This window comes from Haloarcula mannanilytica, from assembly GCF_005406125.1.
Taxonomy (GTDB): Archaea; Halobacteriota; Halobacteria; order Halobacteriales; family Haloarculaceae; genus Haloarcula; species Haloarcula mannanilytica.
Window position 1 is genome coordinate 436,722 of sequence record NZ_BIXZ01000002.1, and the last position, 19,466, is coordinate 456,187.

Sequence of the window (19,466 nt, forward strand, 5' to 3'; positions counted from 1 at the left end):
AACTGTTCCTTTCGTCTTCGCATCACTGTGTCCGCCGTCTGGCGACTAGGGCCGCAAGCAGTACTGCGAGGCTGGCCGCGAGGGCGGTGAAGCCGTCGCCCTCTCCGCCCGTGGTCCGTGTCCCCGCTGTCGTCTCTGTGGGCGTCGGGGTCGGCTCGGTCGAGACAGTCACGTCGGCCGTCGTCGCTGTCGTTCCGTCGCCCGCCGATAGCGACACCGGCCCGGGATCATCGAGGGTGACTGTCCGTGTGACCGTCGTTGTCGTCTGTGGCGGGAGACGCACCTGCTCCTGGGCGAACACGACATCGTCGCGGCGGAACTCCACTGTCGTCGCTCCGGGGATGTCGTTGTCGTTGGCGACGGTGGCGGTCACGGCGACCCTGCCTCCCTGTCTGAGCTCGCGCGGGCTGGCTTCGATGTCGGTCACCCTGGCCGCTGCCGGCTCCGATACGACCACAGTGACGGTGTCGCCGTCCACGCCGACCACGTACCGGCCGGGGTCGACGAACGTGTGCCCCAACGCGACATCGGTCCGTGCCCCCGCTTCGATCTGGCCCTGTTTCGCCGCGACGACGGTTCCGTTGACCGCGAGCGTCACGTTGTACGCCCCCGTTTCACCGCCGGCGTTCTCGACGACGGTGTCAATCGCGAGCGTCTCGTTGGTCGCCAGTCGAATCGGACTGCTCCCACCGACCGATGCGTTCGACCGGTAGACGCTGTCCACGCGGTAGGCGTCGCTTCGCTCGATTGGCGGGAGGCTGTAGCCGATTCTGGCGGGGATGGCGCCGAACAGCCGCCGGTGTCTGCTTTCGTTCCACATCGTCACTGTCGCGGTCGTTTCCGTCTCCGTTGTGGCCGTGTTTCGAACGGTCGCCCCGCCGGCGGCCTCGACTTCCGTGAGGAACTCCGCCTGCGTGACCGGCTCGCGATAGCCGTTCAGCGACTGGAACACGGTCTGGAGCGTCCGGTTGCGGTCGGTGGCCGCGCGGATGTGGATATCGGTTCGGCCGGCGACCAGTGCCCCTTTCCTGTAGTTCGCGGTGTTCGTCCAACTCGATGGATCCGCCAGCGCCACGCTGCTGTAGATCGGCTGTTCGCCCGCCGCGAGCTGGTTCTGGAACGCCTCGAATCCGATCCGGTCCTGCTCCAGCGTCAGGACGGCGGCGTAGTACGTCGCCAACCCTTCGATCGTCCACCGCGTCTCCCGCGTCGCCTTGTAGCCCTGCCGGCTGTGGACGTACTCGTGGAGCCAGACGTTGTTGGCGTTGTCAAGTGTCTGCCGGGACTGGACCCACATGTCCGCGTCGCCGATCTGGTACCCCTCAACGCCCCAGTCGACGGCCCTGGACGGAGCTGCGACGACGAACACCTGCTCGTCACGGTCGCCCACGCGGAGCGCGTTCGAGGCGTTCGTCATGGAGTCCAGGACCGCAATCGGCGAGGTCGTCATCGTCGCCCGCTCCGGGACGACCAGCGTGAACGTCTGGTTGTGTGCCGTCTCCTCGAAGGTCGCTACCTCGCCGAGGTACACGACTTCCTCGCCTGCCGCTCCGGGTCCCGCAGTCTCGACCGTCCGGTTGAACCCGACTGCGTCCTGCCCAATGTAGCTCCAGCGTGTCGGCGTCTGTGACCGGGTGAGCAGTGCCCACTCGCCCGTATCGACGCTGATGTACCGGCCCTCAGCGCCCTCCGGCCCGCTCTTGTCGATCGTCCGGTTCGGGTTGATACGGTAGCGTATCGTCGCCGGGTCCGCTGTCTCGTCCCACTCGTAGACGGACGCGTTGACACGCTCGAACCCGTCTGTCCCGGTTACCGTCGCCTCTGCCGGGACGTGTGCTTCGAGATCGACGACCCGATCCGGGATCTCGTAGGCCAGTGTCACTGCCACCTCGCCCGGTTCCGCCGGCACGCGTTCGTAGGTCTGTGTCTGCCGAATGACATCGCCCTCGGCGGCTTGTGTCGCACCTGACGTGGCTGCCCTCCGCTCCATGCTAGCCGCTGGTACGGTGCCCGCACCGGACGTATCACCGCCCCGTTCCCGTGGCCGGCGTCGGTCTGTGTCGGCGCTTCCTGTCCGGATAGCCGGATCGTCGGATGTGGCAGTCGCCGACTCTACTTGGTTCGCTTCGACTGTCGGTGGGCTCTCCCGCTGGGTCATCACGTCCGCCCGCGCGCAGTCCGTGCCGTCCGATCCGGTCGTTACCGCCTCGCCGCCACCTCCGTGGGGTGCTCCCGCCGCCACCGGGAATGTGAGTCCCCCACCGAGGAGAAGCGCCGCGAGTCCCACGGCCACCACCCACCGGGGTAAAACGGGCATTGCGAACAGTTACCGCCGCATGGTTGAAATAGTTGACCGCCAATCGTGATGGTTGCTACCACGGAACAACACGAATCTCGGCCGGAGACACTCGGAATTTCTCACAACGGCAAAAACGCTGGTTTGGGATCGGGCAACGCGGGCTCTCTCGAAAGCGGCACGCAGCGAGCCGGACACAGCAGCCGCTTGCCACGCCGCTCTCACGAGAACCGTTGGCAGTCAGGAGTTCAGGCGACGTTGAAACCCTTGTCGCGGAGGAAATCCTCGACGCGGCCCGTGTGATTGCCCTGGAGCTCTATCTGCCCGTCCTCGACTGTGCCACCGCAGGCGAACTTCGATTTGAGGTCTGAGGACAGTGAGTCCATGTCGACGTCTTTCGGGTCGAATCCCTCGATAATCGTTACCTCCTTCCCGTAACGGCGCTCGTCGATGCGGATATTAATCTCCTGGGACTCCTTAGCAACGTCCTCACAGACGCAGAGCTCCTCAGGCAGCCCGCACGTCGAGCAGACTTCCGACATTACAATCGCGCCTACGAACACGACCTATTAAACACTGTCGGGGCCTACCGGTCGGAAACGATTCCGTCGGCGATTTCGACGGCCTCGTCGGCCATCGCCTCGTCGATTTCGCCCCCGTACCGGAGCCGTTCCCGCAGCGTTGCCAGACGGCAGACCCGGTTGTCGGCCCCGATATCGTCGAGATATGCCCGCACTGTCTCGCCGCTTTCGCGGCTCCGGTGTTCCGCCGAAAGAACGTACATGGCCCGCTGAAACGCCCGCTCGACATCGGTTTCGGGGTCCACGCGGCGCTGATAGCGCAGCCACACCGCCCGGTAGGCCCGCTCGCTGACGCCCGAGCGGCGAGCGCCCGCCGCGATACCGAGCAGCGCCACGACCCCGAGCGCCAGCTCCTCGCGCGACGGGAGGTCCGGCAGTCCCGGGCCGATATCGCCACCCTCGCCCGTGCCCCGGCCCCCTGTTGTTCCGGTTGCTGTGTCGGTTTCGGTCGGCGTCGGTGTCGCCGTTGATTCGGTTTCGGTGCCGTTCTCGGTCAGCGGCGCGGGCGTCGGCGTCGGTGCCGGCGTGTACTGCTCCACCGGGACGCCGTCGCCGACGGTGGGGGCCGACCCGTCCGAACTCGCGTCCTCGATCCGCTGCTGTCTGATCTCCTCGCGTGGCCCGGACGGCGTCGGATCGAACTGGACCCAGCCATGGCCGGGGAAGTACACCTCGACCCAGGCGTGGGAGTTGAGCCCGCGAACCACCCACCGGTTCTCCTCGATGCGCTGGCCGGACGTGTAGCCGACGGTCATCCGCGCCGGGATGTTCTGCGTCCGGAGCATCGTCACCATCGTCGTCGCGAAGTAGACGCAGTACCCCTCGTCCATCTCGAAGAGGAAGGCGTCAGCGACGTTGAAATCCGGTCGGTCGACCGAAAGCGAGTAGCCCTTGTTCTCCTGGAGCCACCGCTCGACGACCAGTGCCGTTTCGTAGGGGTTCTCCGCGTTCGCGGTGAGGATGGCCGTTCGCTCCGCGACGCGGTTCGGCGTGCTGTCGGGGAGCTGGGTGTACAGATCGACGGCCAGGTCGTCGTAGTCGGTGCCGGCCTCGCGCACCCCGTCCGGCGTCGCCACGAGCAGTTCGCTCCTAACCTCGTAACTATCACCCGCCGATAGCGTCCCGTCCGGCTGGAATCCGCCCTCGCTGGCGACCGACACCGACGGGTCCCCCGAGTAGCGGACGGGTTTCCAGGCGGCCGGGACGGTGCCGATGGTCGATTCGGCCTGGAACGCCTGTCGGAGCGTCCGGGTTTCTCCCGGCGGGCTGTCGAGACGCCGGTTTTCGTACGGGCGGGGGTTGCCCGTCCGCACCCAGCCGTCGCCGGTGTAGCGGTCGTAGGAGGCGACCCGCCAGTAGCGCGGCTCCTCGCTTTCGACCGTGTAGCGTATCTCGGGGGTCAACGAGATGCTCCCGAGCACTGAAATGGTCTCTCCGGCGTCGAAGAGGCTCCCCTCGACGGTCTGGCCGTCCGAGCCGTCGTCGTATGACAGCGAGCTGTCGCGGGTGAGCGGCACCTGTGACAGCGCCGCCGGGACGACGATTATCGCCGCCAGCTGTTCGAGGACGGCGCGCCGACCGGTGTCGATGCCCTCGCTGTCGTCGTCCGCTGGTCCCGCCTCGCCGCTGCCGGTCATCGCGTCGGGCCGTTTCGTCAGGTCCTCGGGCTCGTTCGCCGACAGCGTATCGAGCGTCCCGAAGCCGATGGTCGCCGCGATGCCGACCACCCCGAGCAGCGTCGTCACCACGCCGGAATCGGTCGTCAGGGCGAAAAACGACAGCGCTGTGCCGGCCGCCACCGTCGCCGTCACGTACCAGCGCCGCAGGGCGAAATACCAGGTCAGAAACACCGGGGCCGGCGCGAACGACAGCACCCACAGCCTGACTTGGGCGATCTGAAGCAGCGACCGCCCGGTCAGCAAGGCGGCCGTATCGGCCAGCAGGTCCGTTATCGCGGGGTTCGTCGAGAGGTTCAGTATGTACGCACCGAGCCCACCGGCAAACAGCACTGCACCGACACCGACCGCGAGCGTCGGCCTGAGCACGCGGGCAAGCAGCGTCGCGCCGATGAAAGAGAGCGCGACGAGCACCAAGAACAGCGTCGGGTCGCCGACCACGTCGCTGAGATAGAACATCGTCCGCAGCGGCGCACCGATAGCCAGTGCCACCGCAAGCAGTGCCAGTACCCGGGACCCGCTCCAGGGGAACCGACCGCGGACCCGTTCGATAGCGGTACTCATCCGCTCACCTCGCCCGCGATGGGATTGTCCCGGCTGGCGGTCACGTCGGCGAAGGACTGGCGGCGACCGTCGACCGACACCGTGACGCCCTCGTTCGTGGCCGTGATGACGACATCGGCGTCATCCACACGGTCGGTCCGGCCCGCGTCGGCCCGGGCCAGCAGTTCGAGCAGCCGCGTTCGGTGAGTGTCGCCGTACCCCTGCTCGACCGCGCCGTTCGGGACGGCGAGTGCGACCGCGAGACCGTTCTCCAGCGCGGCCATGGTGATCGTCGCCGCCGCCGCGGCCATCTCGTCGGCGTGACCTCGCTCGGCCTCCGCGGCGACGAGAAGCCTCCTGTCGCTCCGGTTGTCGGTGAACTCCTTGACCAGCAGGTCCTCACGCTTGGCGCTGGATTTCCAGTGGACATCCCGAAGTGAGTCGCCGCTGACGTACTCCCGCAACCGGTCGAAGGACTGCCGGTCCTCGCTCTCCGGCGTGAATGTCCGCGCGAACGCCTCTTGCCCACCAAGCCGGTAGACGGGTGGATACACCAGCACGTTGGTCTTGCTTACGATGGTGTAGCGCTCCTCGACAAGTCCCAGTGCGTCCGTCACCGCCACCTCGACGGGGCCAGCCTGTTGCTCGCCCCGGTGCGTGTAGGTGACCCGATAGGTCACCGTCGCGGGCAGGGATTTGGTGACGGTCGTCTCCCCCTCTAACCCCTCGGAGAGCCGGTCGGTGATCGTTGCGATGCCGCTCCCGTCGACGCGGAACTCTACGGGCTTCGTCTCGCCGGGAAAGCCGCGGCGGAGGCGACCCCGTTCGACGGTCGGCGCGCCGCTCCAGCGGATCTGGACGGCGGCGGCGAACACGCTGACGAACAGCGGGCCAGCGACGGCGGTGAGTCCGGGCTGGCCGAACCTGGCACTGATAAGCAGGGCGACGACGGCGACGGCGAGAACGGCGAAACCGCGTCGTGTCGGTCTCATTCGACGTAAACGGTATCGAGTGCCTCCGCGACGAGCGCCCGGGCGTCCTGCTCGCTGCTCTCGGTGCGGATGCGGTGTGGCAGGACGACCGGCGCTTCCGTCTGGATGTCGTCGGGGATAACGTAACTGCGGCCGTCGAGGACGGCGCGAGCCTGTGCCGCCCGCAGCAACGAGATGCTCCCTCGCGGGCTGACGCCAAGTTGCGCGTTCTCCCGCGTGTACCGCGCCAGCCGGGTCGCGTACGACCGTATCGGCTCCTCGACAGTCACGTCGGCCACCGTCTCCCGAGCGGCGGAGAGGGTTTCGAGCGTGGCGACTGACGTGAGTTCCTCGATGGGATGCTGTCCCACTACATCACCCAGCATCTCCGTCTCAGCCGCTTCGTTCGGATAGCCGAGATGGAGCTTCGTCATGAACCGGTCGAGCTCGGCCATCGGCAGGTCGTAGGCCCGGTTCTGCTCGACTGTGTTCTGCGTGGCGATGACTGTAAACGGCTGTGGCACGGGGTGTGTCGTCCCGTCGACGGACACCTGCTGTTCCTCCATCGCCTCAAGCAGCGCCGACTGGGTCTTCGGCGGGGCGCGGTTAATCTCGTCGCCGAGGACGACGTTGGCAAAGATCGGCCCGGGCCGGAACTCGAACTCCTGGGTCTTCTGGTTGTAGACGTTGACGCCGGTCACGTCGGTCGGCAGCAGGTCCGGCGTGAACTGGACGCGTTTGAACTCGCCGTCGAAGGAAGCCGCGACGGAGCGGGCCAGCATCGTCTTGCCGACGCCGGGAACGTCCTCAAGCAGGATGTGACCGCGGCCGAGCACCGCCGTCACGATGTGTTCGATGGCGTCGTGTTGCCCGACGATGACTTCCTCGACGTTCTCGATTACCTTGTTCGCGACGCGTGTGGCGTCGCGGAGGGGGCTGTCCGACTGGTGACTGTGTGTTGTGTCAGTGTCTGTCATAGTCGTGCTCTCGTGGGACGACGCCTCGGAACGGGGGTTGGTGGGATAGTCTGCCCTGCCGACCAGTAAGTGTCTTGTGTGGGTCGCCACATGCTCCGGGCCGTTCGATTGTGGCCCCGTCTACGGCGTGAGCGTATGTAACTCTGTGGATGGGTGAGGATCACACACATCCGTTCTACGGCCGGTAGCGCCGTTCACCAGCACTTGCAGGCCCCACAGACGAGGTCGCCGTCTTGCGTCCACCGGCGCTCGACGACCTCGCCACATTCGGCACAGGCCGCCCCCTCGGGCGACCACGCGTACGTCGTCACGGCGGGCTCGACGGTGTCAGAATCAGCGGGGTCATCCTCCGGTTTCGCGGTTCCGCCTTCTGAAGCACTACCCTCGTCCTCGCTATCACCGCCGTCGAGAAAGTCGTCCAGCGAGGCGTCTTCGGCCATACGCGTTGGTTGCTCCCGCGGCCACAAATACCCTGCCGGTCGCACGACTCCTGTTCGTTCCGAGGGCGACACCCCGACCGCTATTCGGTGGCGACGCCGACGGTCAGCAGCGTTCCCAGTTCGCGGTAGCGCTCGACCATCGCCTCGCGGGTCTCGAACTCGTCCGTGGGGAACGCATCCGCCGGCGGAATCTCGACCTCGCGGTCGGGGATGGTGTCCTGGGCGGCCACGGCCAAGCCAGCCTCGCGGAACGCTTCGCGGTACTCCGGGGCGCTCCAGCGGGTCATCTCGATGTCGATGAACTCCTGCCAGTCGTGGGAGTGGACGTTCTCCTCGTAGTAGTTCACCGCGATGTGGGCGGTCCCGCCCGGTCGCAGCACCCGCGCGATTTCTTCAAGCGTGTGTGGCGGGTCGCTGGCGTAGTAGAACGCCTCCATCGAGAACACGTGATCGATGCTGTCGGTCGCAAGCGGCAGCGCGTCGAAGTCGCCACGCAGGAACCCGATGCCGTCGTCGTCCGTGTACTCGCGGGCGTTCCGAAGCATCTCCGGCGAGCCATCGAGCCCGTAGCATGGGCCGGCGTCGTTGGTGTCCCGAAGCGCACGGAGCGCGTAGCCCGAGCCCGTTCCGAGGTCAAGCACCGTCTCGCCCGGTTCGACCGGCATCCGGGCCAGGACGTGCTTTGCGGTGTGCCAGTGCCGGTCCTCCATTCCTCTGTCTTTGCCCTCGGCCGCCCACGCGTCGAACTCCTCGCGAACGCTCATATCCCGTCCCAGTGTCGGGAGGCCCAAAACATCGCTGTTCGGCGCCAGTGGGACACCGTCCGCCGGGAACGCAAACCCAAAGTAGGGCCACGCTAACGTTCAGGTAATGCAAGGACTCCTGTCGGAACTGCTCGGGAGCATCATCGACATGCCCGGCTGGTTCCTCGATGTCGCACTGAACGACCCGCTGGCGGCACTCATGCTCGCTGTCGGTGGGCTCATCACGACCGTCTCGGTCGCCTTCTTCGGGTACCTCTCGCTTGGGGCCGTGCTGTCGCTGTTCAGCGGCTCCGGCGGTCGAGGGCCGCCCCAAGCAAATCGATAGCCGTCTCGATGTCCGGGCCGAGCGGCGACGCGAACACCACGCTGTCGGCGTGTTCCTCTAACGCCGCTGTCCGCTCGGCCACTGTTTCTGGCGTCCCGGCGATACAGAACGCGTCCAGCATCGCCTCTGTCACTCCCTCGAAGGCGGCCGAGAACTCGCCGGCGGAAATCGCCTGGCCGATGTCGTCGGCGGCGTCGTGGTCGATGCTGTGGCGGTCCAGCACCGGCGGCGGCGACCCCGCGGCGACGAACGCGACCGGCGGCCGGGCGGCCTCCCGCGCCTTGGCCGCGTCCTCGGCGACCGAGACGCTGGCGTAGGCCGCGAGGTCGAACTCGCCGTACTCGGCAGGTCGCTCGTCGGCCATCTCCTCTACTTGCTCGCGTGCCCACGCGAGGTCTTTCGGATGCGCGCCGTTGTACAGCGCGCCGTCGGCGTGTTTCGCCGCCATTCGGGTCATGTGCGGTCCCTGTGCGCCGACGTACACCGGAATCTCGCCGACCTCGTAGTTCAGTCCGGCGTCGACCGCCTCGAATGTCCCGTCGTGGTCGACCCGTTCGCCGTCCCAGAGCTTTCGCGCGGTTTTGAACGTCTCCAGCACGCGGCGCAGTGCGTCGTCGTGGTCGAAGCCGAGGTTGCTGAGCGTCGATTTATCGCCCGGCCCGATGCCGAAGACGGCCCGGCCGTCGCTCAGTTCCGCCAGCGTCGCCACCCGCGAGGCCAGCGTCACGGGGTGTGTTTCGTAGGGGTTGGCGATGCCGGGGCCGAGCAAGATGTCGTCAGTCCGCTCGGCCATCGCTGCAAGCGCCATGAACTGGTCGCGGTTGTTGTAGTGGTGGCTGGCGAAAACGGCATCGAGTCCGTTCGATTCGGCTTGTTCGGCAAACAAGGCGAGCTGGGCGACCGGGTGTTCCGGGGTGAGTTCAATCGCGTACATGTGACCACTCTCTGAGTGCTTGTCTGACAACGTCGTTCTCCGGGTCGCGGAACAGCTGTTCGCTGCCCGCGTGGTTGCCGAAGTCGAAATCGCGGATGACTGCGGCGGGCGTCCCGCCGTCGCCCTCGCCGGTGACGAGGTTGGCCGCGGCGGCGAGTTCGTCGACGACGGCCTGGACGGTGGCTTCGAGTTCGCGGCCGTCGCGGTCGTGTTCGCCGCGCCAGTCCCGCGAGGCGGGGAGGCCGGCCCAGCCAAGCGCGACGCCGCGCTGGCCGAGGCGGAACGGTCGGCCCGACGTGTCGGTGACGATGACGCTGACCTCGACGCCCGCCCGCTCGCGGATGCCATCGCGGATGGCCTCGGCGTCTGCGGTCGGGTCCTCGGGCAACAGGAGGAGGTCCGCGCCAGGGACGTTCGAGCGGTCGATGCCCGCGTTGACCGTGATGTGCCCGAACTCCGTCACGCCGAGGATGAAGGGGGCTTCGACCAGCACCTCCTCGCACTCCTCTATAATCGCCTGGGCCATCCGCGGGTCCTTCTCCTCGCCGGCGATGTCCTCGATGGTCGCCGCGATGCGCTCGGCACGCTCGCTGGGCTCGTAGGACGACAGCGCTCGCCCGCGTCCGTTGGCCTTGGAGACGATGGTGCTGGCGACACAGACCACGTCGCCGTCCCGGAGGGCCGCCTGGTCGACGAGCAGTTCGGCCACGTCGTCGCCGGGGCGGACCTCGGGCAGCCCCTCGACCGCGAAGACTTCCATACCGCTTCTGCGGTCTCTGCCGGAAAAAGACTCGCGTTCGCTGCAAAGCCGGCCAACAGTGGCAACAGCTGCCGGTACCCGGCCACAACAGCGCGGTGATCCCGCTCGCCGGACTGCCCTACAGTTCGTGCTGAGTCACGTCGAGTTCCTCGTCCCCGACTGTCGCGGTCATCATGGTTGGGCGGTCGGCAGGCGATGCCCCTGTGACACTCCCGGGGTTTAACAGCCGCACGTCATCGTAGACGGTGTCCGTCAGTTCGTGGGTGTGGCCGGCGACGCCGACGGCGCTGCTGTCGGCTTCTTCCCGAACCGCTCTCGCGACGCGGTCGGCCCAGCCCCGTTTCGAGCCGGTGCCGTGTGTCACGACGAACGCGACGCCGCCGAGTTCGACCGTGGCCCGCGCAGGCAACCCGATCTCCGGGTCGATATTCCCCGAGACGGCGGTCAGTGCCGTCGCCATATGACGCATCTCGGCGAGCGCCCCTTTGCTGTCGAAGTCACCGGCGTGGATGACGTGGTCGGCGACCTCGATGCGTTCCCGGAACGACGGCGGAATCTCGTGTTCCCGGGAGGGGATGTGCGAATCGCTGATGAGAGCGACATCCATACCAATGCATTACGTCGGTGTTCGAAAAGGGTTACTGCCACGGAAACAGGTACCGACGACTCACTTTGGCGGCGCTACTCTGCGGACGAAAACACGTCCCGCAGCCCGTCCAGTTGCTCGACCAACCGGTCGAGACCGTCGTTGATCGCTGCCACCCGTGCTTCGATGTCGTCGGCCGGAACCGCGCCCTGTGGCGTCGGCTCGACGAGCTCGTCGTCTTCCAGCATCCGTAGCGAGTACCGCACCTTGTGTTTCGGGACCCCTGTCTCCTCGGCGAGCCGGACGATACCGATCGGCCCGTTCTCGATAACGGCTTCGAGGATCACCAAGTCCCGCCCCTCCTTCTCGACCTGATCTTCCAGTCGGTCCATTCCCATAGCAAATCGTATCTGTGGCTTCTGACCCGTGACACATAAACGCCCCAGGTACGGCGTCGTGTTCCATCTCTTTGTCCACTGGTTTCGAGAATTTGTTGTGTCTCTCCCGACCAGTGCCCGCTACTCGTCGGTGACTGGCGTTCGGCGAAGCTCATCGAGCTGGTCCCGGAGTTTGTTCAGCTCCGTCTCCAGTTCCTCGCGGCGGTCGATGAGCGCGCTCAGCTCTTCCGTGTTAACGGAGTAGTCGTTGTCCATCGCCACGTCCAGCGCGTCGGTCGTCGCGCCCGTGAGGTCGGACGCGACCCGCAACACCTCGCTCGGCGTTCCGCGGGACTCGTACAGTTCCTGTTCGCCCGACAGCGGACTGTAGGTCACCATCGGCGACTCGACGCCGCGGTGGTAGCTCACCGCGTAGCTCGTGTCCGTCACCGGGTTCAGCCGGTCGTCTGCCCGCTCCGTACGGACGATGTTGAACGGCTCGGCCAGCGCGGGAAACGTGTCGGCGAGGTCCCGAAGCCGGTCCGCGGCGGTCACGTCCAGCTGGGCCTCCACGTCGCCGAAGAACTGCCGCGAGTTGGTGAGGCTAAAGGCCACCGTGTAAAACACCGACTCGTCGCTGTCGGCCAGATTGCGAACGCGGTCGCGGACCTCCTCGTGGCGGCCCTCGATAGTGAGCTTCTCCAGTTCCTCAAGCAGCGCCCGGACGCCCTCCTCGCGTTCGAGGAACGCCTCGACGATTGCGCCGGGCATTTCCTCGCCATCCACGTCCTCCATGGCCCCTCTTTTGCGGGGCCTCCTAAACAGTTTGTCGCTGGGACCGACCAGTCGGCACCAACACAAAACATATGCCACCCCGCGTGAAGTGATAGCACGTCCGACCCCGGTGGACGGACACTATGACAGGTCGGGGGTCTTCCCCCGGACACCGCTGTTGTACTGCTCCTGTGGTATCAGTATGCGCCGTTTTCTCGGCTAGTAGACGGTGTTTACTACCTATCTGGTTGCTAAAACGTGATCGGGATGGCGATACAGAGCGATCACGACGCGATGAAACGCGCCGCTTGTCGAGTTGAATTCAGAGAAACGCCCGGAGCGGGATTTTGAACCGTCTGGAGACTCGCTGCGCTCGTCTCCCGGGATTCAAATCCCTTTTCGACGTTTCCTCAAACTCGCCGTCGTTCGGCGACAAGACGCCTCGCTGGGGAGTTGTGTTAGAGAGAAAACGCCCGGAGCGGGATTTGAACCCGGGCAAACGCTCGCTATGCTCGCGTTTGCGTAATTCAAATCCGCTCGTTACGGATTTGCGACTCACGGATTTGTTCGTCGCAAAAGTACGCCCGGAGCGGGATTTGAACCCGCGTCACAACCGTGACAGGGTTGTATGATGGGCCACTACACCATCCGGGCACCTTGCTGCACTTCTTCGTATCCCGGTGTTGGTATTAAGACTTTCCAAAGAAAGCCGCCCCGGGATGAGTGCACATGACGGGACCCAAAGTTCTATGTCCGGTCTGATTCATGTGATTGGTACGAGCAATCACACCCGCAGTCCACGTGAGGGTGGTCGGGTCCGATAGCCACGGCAGAGCGACTTGGTAAGTGTTATATGCGCCCCGACAGTATGGCCCTGTAGTATCTCGTGACAGCCACTTTCTCCAGCAGCAGGCCAAACGCACACGCACACACATGGTAGATGTAAGTCAACACGACCTCGTCCCAGACCACAGCGTCGTCGACGAGGACGACCTCGAAGCAGTACTCACGGAGTATGAAATCAAGAAGACGGACCTTCCGAAGATCAAGCGCACCGACAAGGCGCTGCCGGATGACGCCGAAGTCGGTGACGTGGTTCGGATCGAACGCGACTCTCGGACAACCGACACCGCAGTTGTCTACCGACTGGTGGTAGAATAATGGACACACAAGACCGCCGCGCTATATCGCGTGAATATTTCGCCAAGGAACGGCTCGCCGAACACCACTTCCGCTCGTTCAACGCCTTCCTCGACAGAGGGATGCAGCAGGTCGTCGACGAGAAAGAGACCATCGAGACCGACATCGGTGACAAGGAAGGGCAGGAACCGGTGTGGGTCGAACTGGGCGACGTTCGCGTCGTCACCCCACGGGTTCGTGAGGCTGACGGCAGCGAGGAACTGCTGTATCCCCAGGAAGCCCGGCTGCGCAACATCACCTACTCCGCGCCGGTGTTCATGGAAATGGCCATCGTCCGCGGTGGCGAGGAGGAACCGGAGGAAGTCGTCGACCGAACCGAGACCAAGATCGGGCGGATGCCCATCATGGTCGGTTCGAACAAGTGTAACATCGCGGGCTTCAGCGACGAGGAGCTCATCGACATCGGCGAGGACCCCGCAGACCCCGGTGGCTACTTCTGTGTCAACGGCTCCGAGCGGGTGCTGATGACCAGCGAGGACCTCGCGCCGAACAAGATTCTGGCCGAGTACGACACCAAGTACGGCGACGAGGTGCAGGTCGCCAAGACGTTCTCCCAGCGCCGTGGCTACCGCGCGCTGGTGCTGTGTGAACGAACGCGGGACGGACTGCTGGAAGTCTCGTTCCCGTCCGTCTCGGGCAGTATCGACTTCGTGACGCTGGTCCGGGCGCTCGGGCTGGAGTCGGACGAGGAGATCGTCCACCGCGTCAGCGAGGACCCGGAGATCGTGAAGTTCATGCTGGAGAACTTAGAGGAGGCCGAGGTCCAGACGACCGAGGAAGCCATCGAGACGCTGGGTAAGCGTGTCGCCTCCGGGCAGGGCAAGAACTACCAGCTCAAACGGGCCAACTACGTTATCGACCGCTATCTCCTCCCGCACCTGCACGAGGAAGGCGTCGAGGAAGAGGAGGTCCGCATCAACAAGGCGTTCTACCTCTGCCGGATGGCCGAGGCGTGTTTCGAACTCGCACTCGAACGCCGTGAAGCCGACGACAAGGACCACTACGCCAACAAGCGGCTGAAGGTCAGCGGCGACCTGATGACCGACCTGTTCCGGACGGCGCTGAACAAGCTCGCCCGGGACGTGAAATACCAGCTGGAACGGGCCAACATGCGGAACCGCCAGCTGTCCGTCTCGACGGTTGTTCGCTCGGACGTACTGACCGAGCGCCTCGAACACCCGATAGCGACCGGAAACTGGGTCGGCGGCCGCTCCGGCGTGAGCCAGCTCGTCGACCGGACCGACTTCATGGGGGTGCTGTCACACCTCCGCCGACTGCGCTCGCCGCTCAGTCGCTCCCAGCCCCACTTCGAGGCGCGGGACCTGCACGCGACCCAGTGGGGTCGCATCTGTCCCTCCGAGACGCCGGAGGGTCCGAACTGTGGGCTGGTAAAGAACTTCGCCCAGGCGATGGAGCTGTCACAGGACGTTGCGGACCCACAGGGCCTCAAACAGGAACTTGCAGAGATGGGGGTTCAGGGCATCCCCGGTATCGAATCGATCGAACAGCAGCCCGCGGACGATTAATATGAGTCAGGGACGCGAAGCCAAAGTATACGTAAACGGTAGTCTGGTCGGCACACACCCCGACCCGGAACAGCTCGCAGAACAGGTACGACAGGCGCGACGACGGGGGGATGTCTCCCAGATGGTCAACGTCTCGGTGAAGAACCGGACCGGAGAAGTCATCATCAACGCCGACGCCGGCCGTGCCCGACGCCCACTGTTGGTCGTCGAGGACGGCGAGCCGCTGATGACCGACGAGGAGGTCGAACAGGTCAAAGAGGGCGAACTCGAATTCGAGGAGCTCGTCGAACGCGGCCTCGTCGAGTTCATCGACGCCGAGGAGGAAGAGGACATCCTCGTCGGCGTCGACGAGGACGAACTCACCGACAACCACACCCACCTCGAAGTCGACCCGCAGCTGATGTTCGGTATCGGTGCGGGGATGATTCCCTACCCCGAACACAACGCCTCGCCCCGGATTACGATGGGATCGGGGATGATCAAACAGTCGCTTGGCCTGCCGTCGGCGAACTACCGGATTCGACCGGACACGCGCCAGCACCTGCTGCACTACCCGCAGCTGTCGATGGTCAAGACACAGACCACCGAACAGATCGGCTACGACGACCGCCCCGCGGCACAGAACTTCGTCGTCGCCGTCATGAGCTACGAGGGGTTCAACATCGAGGACGCACTCGTGATGAACCAGGGGTCGGTCGACCGCGCGCTCGCCCGCTCACACTTCTTCCGGACCTACGAAGGCGAGGAACGGCGCTACCCCGGCGGTCAGGAAGACCGCTTCGAGATCCCCGACGACGAGGTCCGCGGCGCTCGCGGTGAGGAAGCGTACACGCACCTCGACGACGACGGGCTCGTCAACCCCGAGACGAAGGTCGGCGAGAACGCCGTCCTGCTTGGCAAGACCAGCCCGCCCCGGTTCCTCGAAGAGCCGGACGACATGGGCGGCCTCTCGCCGCAGAAGCGCCGGGAGACGAGCGTGACGATGCGCTCGGGCGAATCCGGCGTCGTGGACACAGTCACGCTGATGGAGGGTGAGGACGGCTCGAAGCTCTCGAAGGTCTCTGTGCGTGACGAACGCATCCCCGAACTCGGGGACAAGTTCGCCAGCCGGCACGGCCAGAAGGGCGTCGTCGGCCACATCGCACCCCAGGAAGACATGCCCTTCACCGAGGAGGGCGTCGTCCCGGACCTCATCATCAATCCGCACGCGCTGCCGTCGCGGATGACCGTCGGCCACATCCTGGAGATGATCGGTGGGAAAGTCGGCGCGCTCGAAGGCCGGCGCGTCGACGGCACCGCATTCACCGGCGAGGATGAAGAAGAACTCCGTGGCTCGCTCGAAGAGCACGGCTTCGACTCCTCGGGCAAGGAGACGATGTACTCCGGCGTCACCGGCGAGAAGATCGACGCCGAAATCTTCGTCGGCGACATTTTCTACCAGAAGCTGTACCACATGGTCTCGAACAAGCTGCACGCCCGCTCGCGCGGGCCGGTGCAGGTGCTCACCCGCCAGCCCACCGAGGGGCGCGCCCGCGAGGGTGGCCTCCGTGTGGGTGAGATGGAACGGGACGTGCTCATCGGGCACGGCGCGGCGATGGCGCTCAAGGAGCGCTTGCTCGATGAGTCCGACCGCGAGTGGATCAACGTCTGCGGGCAGTGTGGGATGACTGCCGTCGAGAACGTCGAACAACGGCGCATCTACTGTCCGAACTGCGAGGAGGAGACTGACATCCACGAGGTCGAGATGTCCTACGCGTTCAAGCTCCTGCTTGATGAGATGAAGGCGCTCGGTATCGCGCCGCGGATCGAACTGGAGGACGCAGTATGAGCTCACAACAGACACCCCAGGAAATCGGTCAGCTCAGCTTCGGGCTGATGGACCCCGAGGAGTACCGCGAGATGTCGGCCACGAAGGTCATCACGGCCGACACGTACGACGACGACGGTTTCCCCATCGACATGGGGCTGATGGACCCGCGACTCGGGGTCATCGACCCCGGGTTGGAATGTAAGACCTGCGGGAAACACAGCGGGTCGTGTAACGGCCACTTCGGCCACATCGAACTCGCTGCCCCCGTCATCCACGTCGGCTTTGCGAAGCTCATCCGCCGCCTCCTGCGCGGGACCTGCCGGGACTGCTCCCGGCTCTGTCTCGACGAGCACGAGCGCGAGGAGTTCGCGGACCGACTGACACGGACCCAGGACCTCGGTCGCGACCTCAACGACGTGACCAAGGCCGCAATCCGGCAGGCCCGAAAGAAGGACCGCTGTCCGTTCTGTGGCGAGAAGCAGTACGACATCAAACACGAGAAGCCGACCACTTACTACGAGGTCCAGGACGTGCTGGCCTCGGACTACCCCGAGCGGATCGCCGCCGCGATGGAGGAAGCCGAGGACCAAATCTCCCCCATCGATCTCTCCGAGGAGACCGGCATCGACAGCAGCCGCGTCCAGGAGATTCTCAGCGGCGAGTTCCGACCTCGCCAGGAAGACCGCCGCGCCCTGGAGAAGGCGCTGTCGGTTGACCTGACCGAGGAGGACATGAACAAGCTCATGCCCAGCGACATCCGGGACTGGTTCGAGGACATCCCGGACCAGGACATCGAAGTCCTGGGGATGAAGCCGGCCCGCTCCCGCCCGGAGTGGATGATTCTGACGGTACTCCCGGTACCGCCGGTGACGGCCCGGCCGTCGATTACGCTTGACAACGGCCAGCGTTCCGAGGACGACCTCACCCACAAGCTCGTGGACATCATCCGCATCAACCAGCGGTTCATGGAGAACCGCGAGGCGGGCGCGCCACAGCTGATTATCGAGGACCTCTGGGAACTGCTGCAGTACCACGTCACCACCTTCATGGACAACGAGATCTCGGGGACGCCGCCGGCGCGACACCGCTCCGGCCGCCCGCTGAAGACCCTCTCCCAGCGCCTGAAAGGCAAGGAGGGTCGCTTCCGTGGCTCGCTGTCCGGGAAGCGTGTGAACTTCTCGGCTCGGACCGTCATCTCGCCGGACCCGACGCTCTCGCTGAACGAGGTCGGTGTGCCGGACCGGGTCGCCAAGGAGATGACCCAGACGATGAACGTCACCGAGCGCAATCTTGAGGAAGCGCGACGGTACGTCTCCAACGGCCCCGAGGCCCACCCCGGCGCGAACTACGTCAAGCGACCCGACGGTCGCCGGCTGAAGGTGACCGAGAAGAACTGCGAGGAACTGGCCGAGAAGGTCGAACCGGAGTGGGAAGTGTCCCGCCACCTGGTCGACGGCGACATCATCATCTTCAACCGCCAGCCGTCGCTGCACCGGATGTCCATCATGGCCCACGAGGTCGTCGTGATGCCGTACAAGACGTTCCGGCTGAACACGACGGTGTGTCCGCCGTATAACGCTGACTTCGACGGGGACGAGATGAACATGCACGCCCTCCAGAACGAGGAGGCCCGCGCGGAGGCGCGCGTCCTCATGCGCGTGCAGGAACAGATGCTCTCCCCGCGCTTCGGCGAGAACATCATCGGCGCGATTCAGGACCACATCAGCGGGACCTACCTGCTGACCCACACGAATCCGAAGTTCAACGAGACGCAGGCGCTTGACCTGCTTCGGGCGACGCGCATCGACGAACTGCCCGAGTCTGACGGCGTCGACGAGGACGGCGAGGAGTACTGGACCGGGCGCTCGCTGTTCTCGGAACTGCTGCCCGACGACCTGAATCTCGAATTCACCTCCTCGGCCGGCGACACCGTCGTCGTCGAGGACGGCCAGATGACCAGCGGCACCATCGACGAGGACGCCGTCGGGGCCTTCGGTGGCGAAATCGTCGACACCATCGCCAAGGAGTACTCCCGGACCCGCGCCCGGATTCTCGTCAACGAGGTTTCGGCGCTGGCGATGCGGTCGATCATGCACTTCGGGTTCTCCATCAGCATCGACGACGAGTCCATCCCGCGGGAAGCCGAAGAGCAGATCAACGACGCCATCGACAGCGCGTACGACCGCGTCGAGGAACTCATCGAGACCTACGACCGCGGCGAACTCGAATCGCTGCCGGGTCGGACTGTCGACGAGACCCTGGAGATGAAGATCATGCAGACGCTGGGCAAGGCCCGTGACTCCGCCGGTGACATCGCCGAGGACCACTTCGGCGAGGACAACCCGGCCGTCATCATGGCCGAGTCCGGCGCGCGTGGCTCGATGCTGAACCTGACCCAGATGGCCGGCTGTGTCGGCCAGCAGGCAGTCCGTGGTGAGCGGATCAACCGCGGGTACGAGAACCGCACGCTTAGCCACTTCGAGGAGAACGACCTTTCGGCTGACGCCCACGGCTTCGTGGAGGCCTCCTACCGCTCCGGGCTCGGCCCGAAGGAGTTCTTCTTCCACGCGATGGGTGGCCGCGAGGGGCTGGTCGATACGGCCGTCCGGACCTCGAAGTCCGGATACCTGCAGCGCCGGCTCATCAACGCCCTGTCCGAACTCGAAACGCAGTACGACGGCACCGTCCGGGACACAAGCGACACTATCGTCCAGTTCGAGTTCGGCGAGGACGGCACGTCGCCGGTCGATGTCTCCTCCAGCCAGGAGGGCGACGCCGTCGATGTCGAGCAGATCGCCGACAGCGTCCTCGACGAGGAGTTCGAGAGCGAGAAGCAAAAAGAGAGCTTCCTCGGCACGCGGACCGAGCGGACCAACCTCTCGGAGCACGCCGACGACTGGTGGATGGCCGAGGGTGACGACTAACA

17 protein-coding genes and 1 tRNA gene are annotated in these 19,466 nt (G+C 65.3%); 5 read left to right on the top strand and 13 right to left on the bottom strand.

Features of this window, described 5'->3' with window-relative positions; all coding sequences use genetic code 11:
• Positions 1-22: 22 nt before the first annotated feature.
• From Harman_RS09395 to Harman_RS09425, 7 genes are all read right to left on the bottom strand, one after another.
• Complete coding sequence (locus Harman_RS09395; protein WP_137683533.1) at positions 23-2,317, bottom strand: peptidase; 2,295 nt, start codon at positions 2,315-2,317, stop codon at positions 23-25.
• A 227-nt stretch (positions 2,318-2,544) separates the two neighbouring features.
• Positions 2,545-2,838 carry a stress response translation initiation inhibitor YciH gene (gene yciH, locus Harman_RS09400; protein WP_004516073.1) on the bottom strand — a complete coding sequence of 98 codons (294 nt, stop codon included), beginning with the start codon at positions 2,836-2,838 and terminating at the stop codon, positions 2,545-2,547.
• A gap of 44 nt (positions 2,839-2,882) precedes the next feature.
• Positions 2,883-5,117 carry a transglutaminase family protein gene (locus Harman_RS09405; protein ID WP_137683534.1) on the bottom strand — a complete coding sequence of 745 codons (2,235 nt, stop codon included), beginning with the start codon at positions 5,115-5,117 and terminating at the stop codon, positions 2,883-2,885.
• Positions 5,114-6,088 carry a DUF58 domain-containing protein gene (locus tag Harman_RS09410; RefSeq protein ID WP_137683535.1) on the bottom strand — a complete coding sequence of 325 codons (975 nt, stop codon included), beginning with the start codon at positions 6,086-6,088 and terminating at the stop codon, positions 5,114-5,116. Before Harman_RS09410 ends, Harman_RS09405 begins: the two co-directional genes overlap by 4 nt.
• Positions 6,085-7,044: an AAA family ATPase gene (locus Harman_RS09415; protein WP_137683536.1), complete on the bottom strand. Its 960-nt coding sequence runs from the start codon at positions 7,042-7,044 to the stop codon at positions 6,085-6,087. The genes Harman_RS09410 and Harman_RS09415 overlap by 4 nt, the downstream gene beginning before the upstream one ends.
• 194 nt (positions 7,045-7,238) lie before the next feature.
• A complete protein-coding gene (locus tag Harman_RS09420) occupies positions 7,239-7,484 on the bottom strand; it encodes a DUF7573 domain-containing protein (protein ID WP_137683537.1) in 246 nt (81 codons plus the stop codon).
• 80 nt (positions 7,485-7,564) lie between these two features.
• Positions 7,565-8,248: a class I SAM-dependent methyltransferase gene (locus Harman_RS09425; RefSeq protein WP_137683538.1), complete on the bottom strand. Its 684-nt coding sequence runs from the start codon at positions 8,246-8,248 to the stop codon at positions 7,565-7,567.
• Positions 8,249-8,354: 106 nt separating this feature from the next.
• Here Harman_RS09425 and Harman_RS09430 point away from each other — a divergent pair, with 106 nt between their 5' ends.
• Positions 8,355-8,573, top strand: a complete 219-nt coding sequence (locus Harman_RS09430) for a hypothetical protein (protein ID WP_137683539.1) — start codon at positions 8,355-8,357, stop codon at positions 8,571-8,573.
• Here the strand turns inward: Harman_RS09430 and Harman_RS09435 are convergent.
• From Harman_RS09435 to Harman_RS09460, 6 genes are all read right to left on the bottom strand, one after another.
• Positions 8,530-9,507, bottom strand: a complete 978-nt coding sequence (locus tag Harman_RS09435) for a 5,10-methylenetetrahydromethanopterin reductase (RefSeq protein WP_137683540.1) — start codon at positions 9,505-9,507, stop codon at positions 8,530-8,532. The genes Harman_RS09430 and Harman_RS09435 overlap by 44 nt on opposite strands.
• Entirely contained in the window at positions 9,494-10,267 is a 774-nt protein-coding gene (locus tag Harman_RS09440) for a coenzyme F420-0:L-glutamate ligase (protein ID WP_137683541.1), read from the bottom strand. The genes Harman_RS09435 and Harman_RS09440 overlap by 14 nt, the downstream gene beginning before the upstream one ends.
• Positions 10,268-10,385: 118 nt before the next feature.
• Positions 10,386-10,874 (bottom strand): metallophosphoesterase family protein, encoded by a 489-nt coding sequence (locus Harman_RS09445; RefSeq protein WP_137683542.1) that lies wholly within the window; start codon positions 10,872-10,874, stop codon positions 10,386-10,388.
• Between the two features lie 74 nt (positions 10,875-10,948).
• Positions 10,949-11,245 (bottom strand): winged helix-turn-helix transcriptional regulator, encoded by a 297-nt coding sequence (locus tag Harman_RS09450; protein WP_200830868.1) that lies wholly within the window; start codon positions 11,243-11,245, stop codon positions 10,949-10,951.
• A gap of 126 nt (positions 11,246-11,371) precedes the next feature.
• The gene (locus tag Harman_RS09455; RefSeq protein ID WP_137683544.1) at positions 11,372-12,025 is read right to left on the bottom strand and encodes a hypothetical protein; all 654 of its coding nucleotides are present in this window, start codon (positions 12,023-12,025) and stop codon (positions 11,372-11,374) included.
• A gap of 560 nt (positions 12,026-12,585) precedes the next feature.
• Positions 12,586-12,658, bottom strand: a tRNA-Asp gene (locus tag Harman_RS09460).
• Positions 12,659-12,937: 279 nt separating this feature from the next.
• Here Harman_RS09460 and Harman_RS09465 point away from each other — a divergent pair.
• Genes Harman_RS09465 through Harman_RS09480 form a run of 4 tightly spaced genes read left to right on the top strand, consistent with a single transcriptional unit; the run spans position 12,938 to position 19,464 of the window.
• On the top strand, positions 12,938-13,165 hold the full coding sequence (locus Harman_RS09465; protein ID WP_004590674.1) for a DNA-directed RNA polymerase subunit H: 228 nt from the start codon (positions 12,938-12,940) through the stop codon (positions 13,163-13,165).
• A complete protein-coding gene (locus Harman_RS09470; RefSeq protein WP_137683545.1) occupies positions 13,165-14,730 on the top strand; it encodes a DNA-directed RNA polymerase subunit B'' in 1,566 nt (521 codons plus the stop codon). Before Harman_RS09465 ends, Harman_RS09470 begins: the two co-directional genes overlap by 1 nt.
• Before the next feature lies 1 nt (position 14,731).
• Complete coding sequence (gene rpoB, locus Harman_RS09475) at positions 14,732-16,558, top strand: DNA-directed RNA polymerase subunit B (protein WP_137683546.1); 1,827 nt, start codon at positions 14,732-14,734, stop codon at positions 16,556-16,558.
• On the top strand, positions 16,555-19,464 hold the full coding sequence (locus tag Harman_RS09480; protein WP_137683547.1) for a DNA-directed RNA polymerase subunit A': 2,910 nt from the start codon (positions 16,555-16,557) through the stop codon (positions 19,462-19,464). Before rpoB ends, Harman_RS09480 begins: the two co-directional genes overlap by 4 nt.
• Positions 19,465-19,466: the final 2 nt, after the last annotated feature.

Excerpts from the sequence above, each read along its gene's own strand:
- Harman_RS09395 (WP_137683533.1), bottom strand. The coding sequence starts at position 2,317 with ATGCCCGTTTTACCCCGGTGGGTGGTGGCCGTGGGACTCGCGGCGCTT.
- yciH (WP_004516073.1), bottom strand. The coding sequence starts at position 2,838 with ATGTCGGAAGTCTGCTCGACGTGCGGGCTGCCTGAGGAGCTCTGCGTC.
- Harman_RS09405 (WP_137683534.1), bottom strand. The coding sequence starts at position 5,117 with ATGAGTACCGCTATCGAACGGGTCCGCGGTCGGTTCCCCTGGAGCGGG.
- Harman_RS09410 (WP_137683535.1), bottom strand. The coding sequence starts at position 6,088 with ATGAGACCGACACGACGCGGTTTCGCCGTTCTCGCCGTCGCCGTCGTC.
- Harman_RS09415 (WP_137683536.1), bottom strand. The coding sequence starts at position 7,044 with ATGACAGACACTGACACAACACACAGTCACCAGTCGGACAGCCCCCTC.
- Harman_RS09420 (WP_137683537.1), bottom strand. The coding sequence starts at position 7,484 with ATGGCCGAAGACGCCTCGCTGGACGACTTTCTCGACGGCGGTGATAGC.
- Harman_RS09425 (WP_137683538.1), bottom strand. The coding sequence starts at position 8,248 with ATGAGCGTTCGCGAGGAGTTCGACGCGTGGGCGGCCGAGGGCAAAGAC.
- Harman_RS09430 (WP_137683539.1), top strand. The coding sequence starts at position 8,355 with ATGCAAGGACTCCTGTCGGAACTGCTCGGGAGCATCATCGACATGCCC.
- Harman_RS09435 (WP_137683540.1), bottom strand. The coding sequence starts at position 9,507 with ATGTACGCGATTGAACTCACCCCGGAACACCCGGTCGCCCAGCTCGCC.
- Harman_RS09440 (WP_137683541.1), bottom strand. The coding sequence starts at position 10,267 with ATGGAAGTCTTCGCGGTCGAGGGGCTGCCCGAGGTCCGCCCCGGCGAC.
- Harman_RS09445 (WP_137683542.1), bottom strand. The coding sequence starts at position 10,874 with ATGGATGTCGCTCTCATCAGCGATTCGCACATCCCCTCCCGGGAACAC.
- Harman_RS09450 (WP_200830868.1), bottom strand. The coding sequence starts at position 11,245 with ATGGACCGACTGGAAGATCAGGTCGAGAAGGAGGGGCGGGACTTGGTG.
- Harman_RS09455 (WP_137683544.1), bottom strand. The coding sequence starts at position 12,025 with ATGGAGGACGTGGATGGCGAGGAAATGCCCGGCGCAATCGTCGAGGCG.
- Harman_RS09465 (WP_004590674.1), top strand. The coding sequence starts at position 12,938 with ATGGTAGATGTAAGTCAACACGACCTCGTCCCAGACCACAGCGTCGTC.
- Harman_RS09470 (WP_137683545.1), top strand. The coding sequence starts at position 13,165 with ATGGACACACAAGACCGCCGCGCTATATCGCGTGAATATTTCGCCAAG.
- rpoB (WP_137683546.1), top strand. The coding sequence starts at position 14,732 with ATGAGTCAGGGACGCGAAGCCAAAGTATACGTAAACGGTAGTCTGGTC.
- Harman_RS09480 (WP_137683547.1), top strand. The coding sequence starts at position 16,555 with ATGAGCTCACAACAGACACCCCAGGAAATCGGTCAGCTCAGCTTCGGG.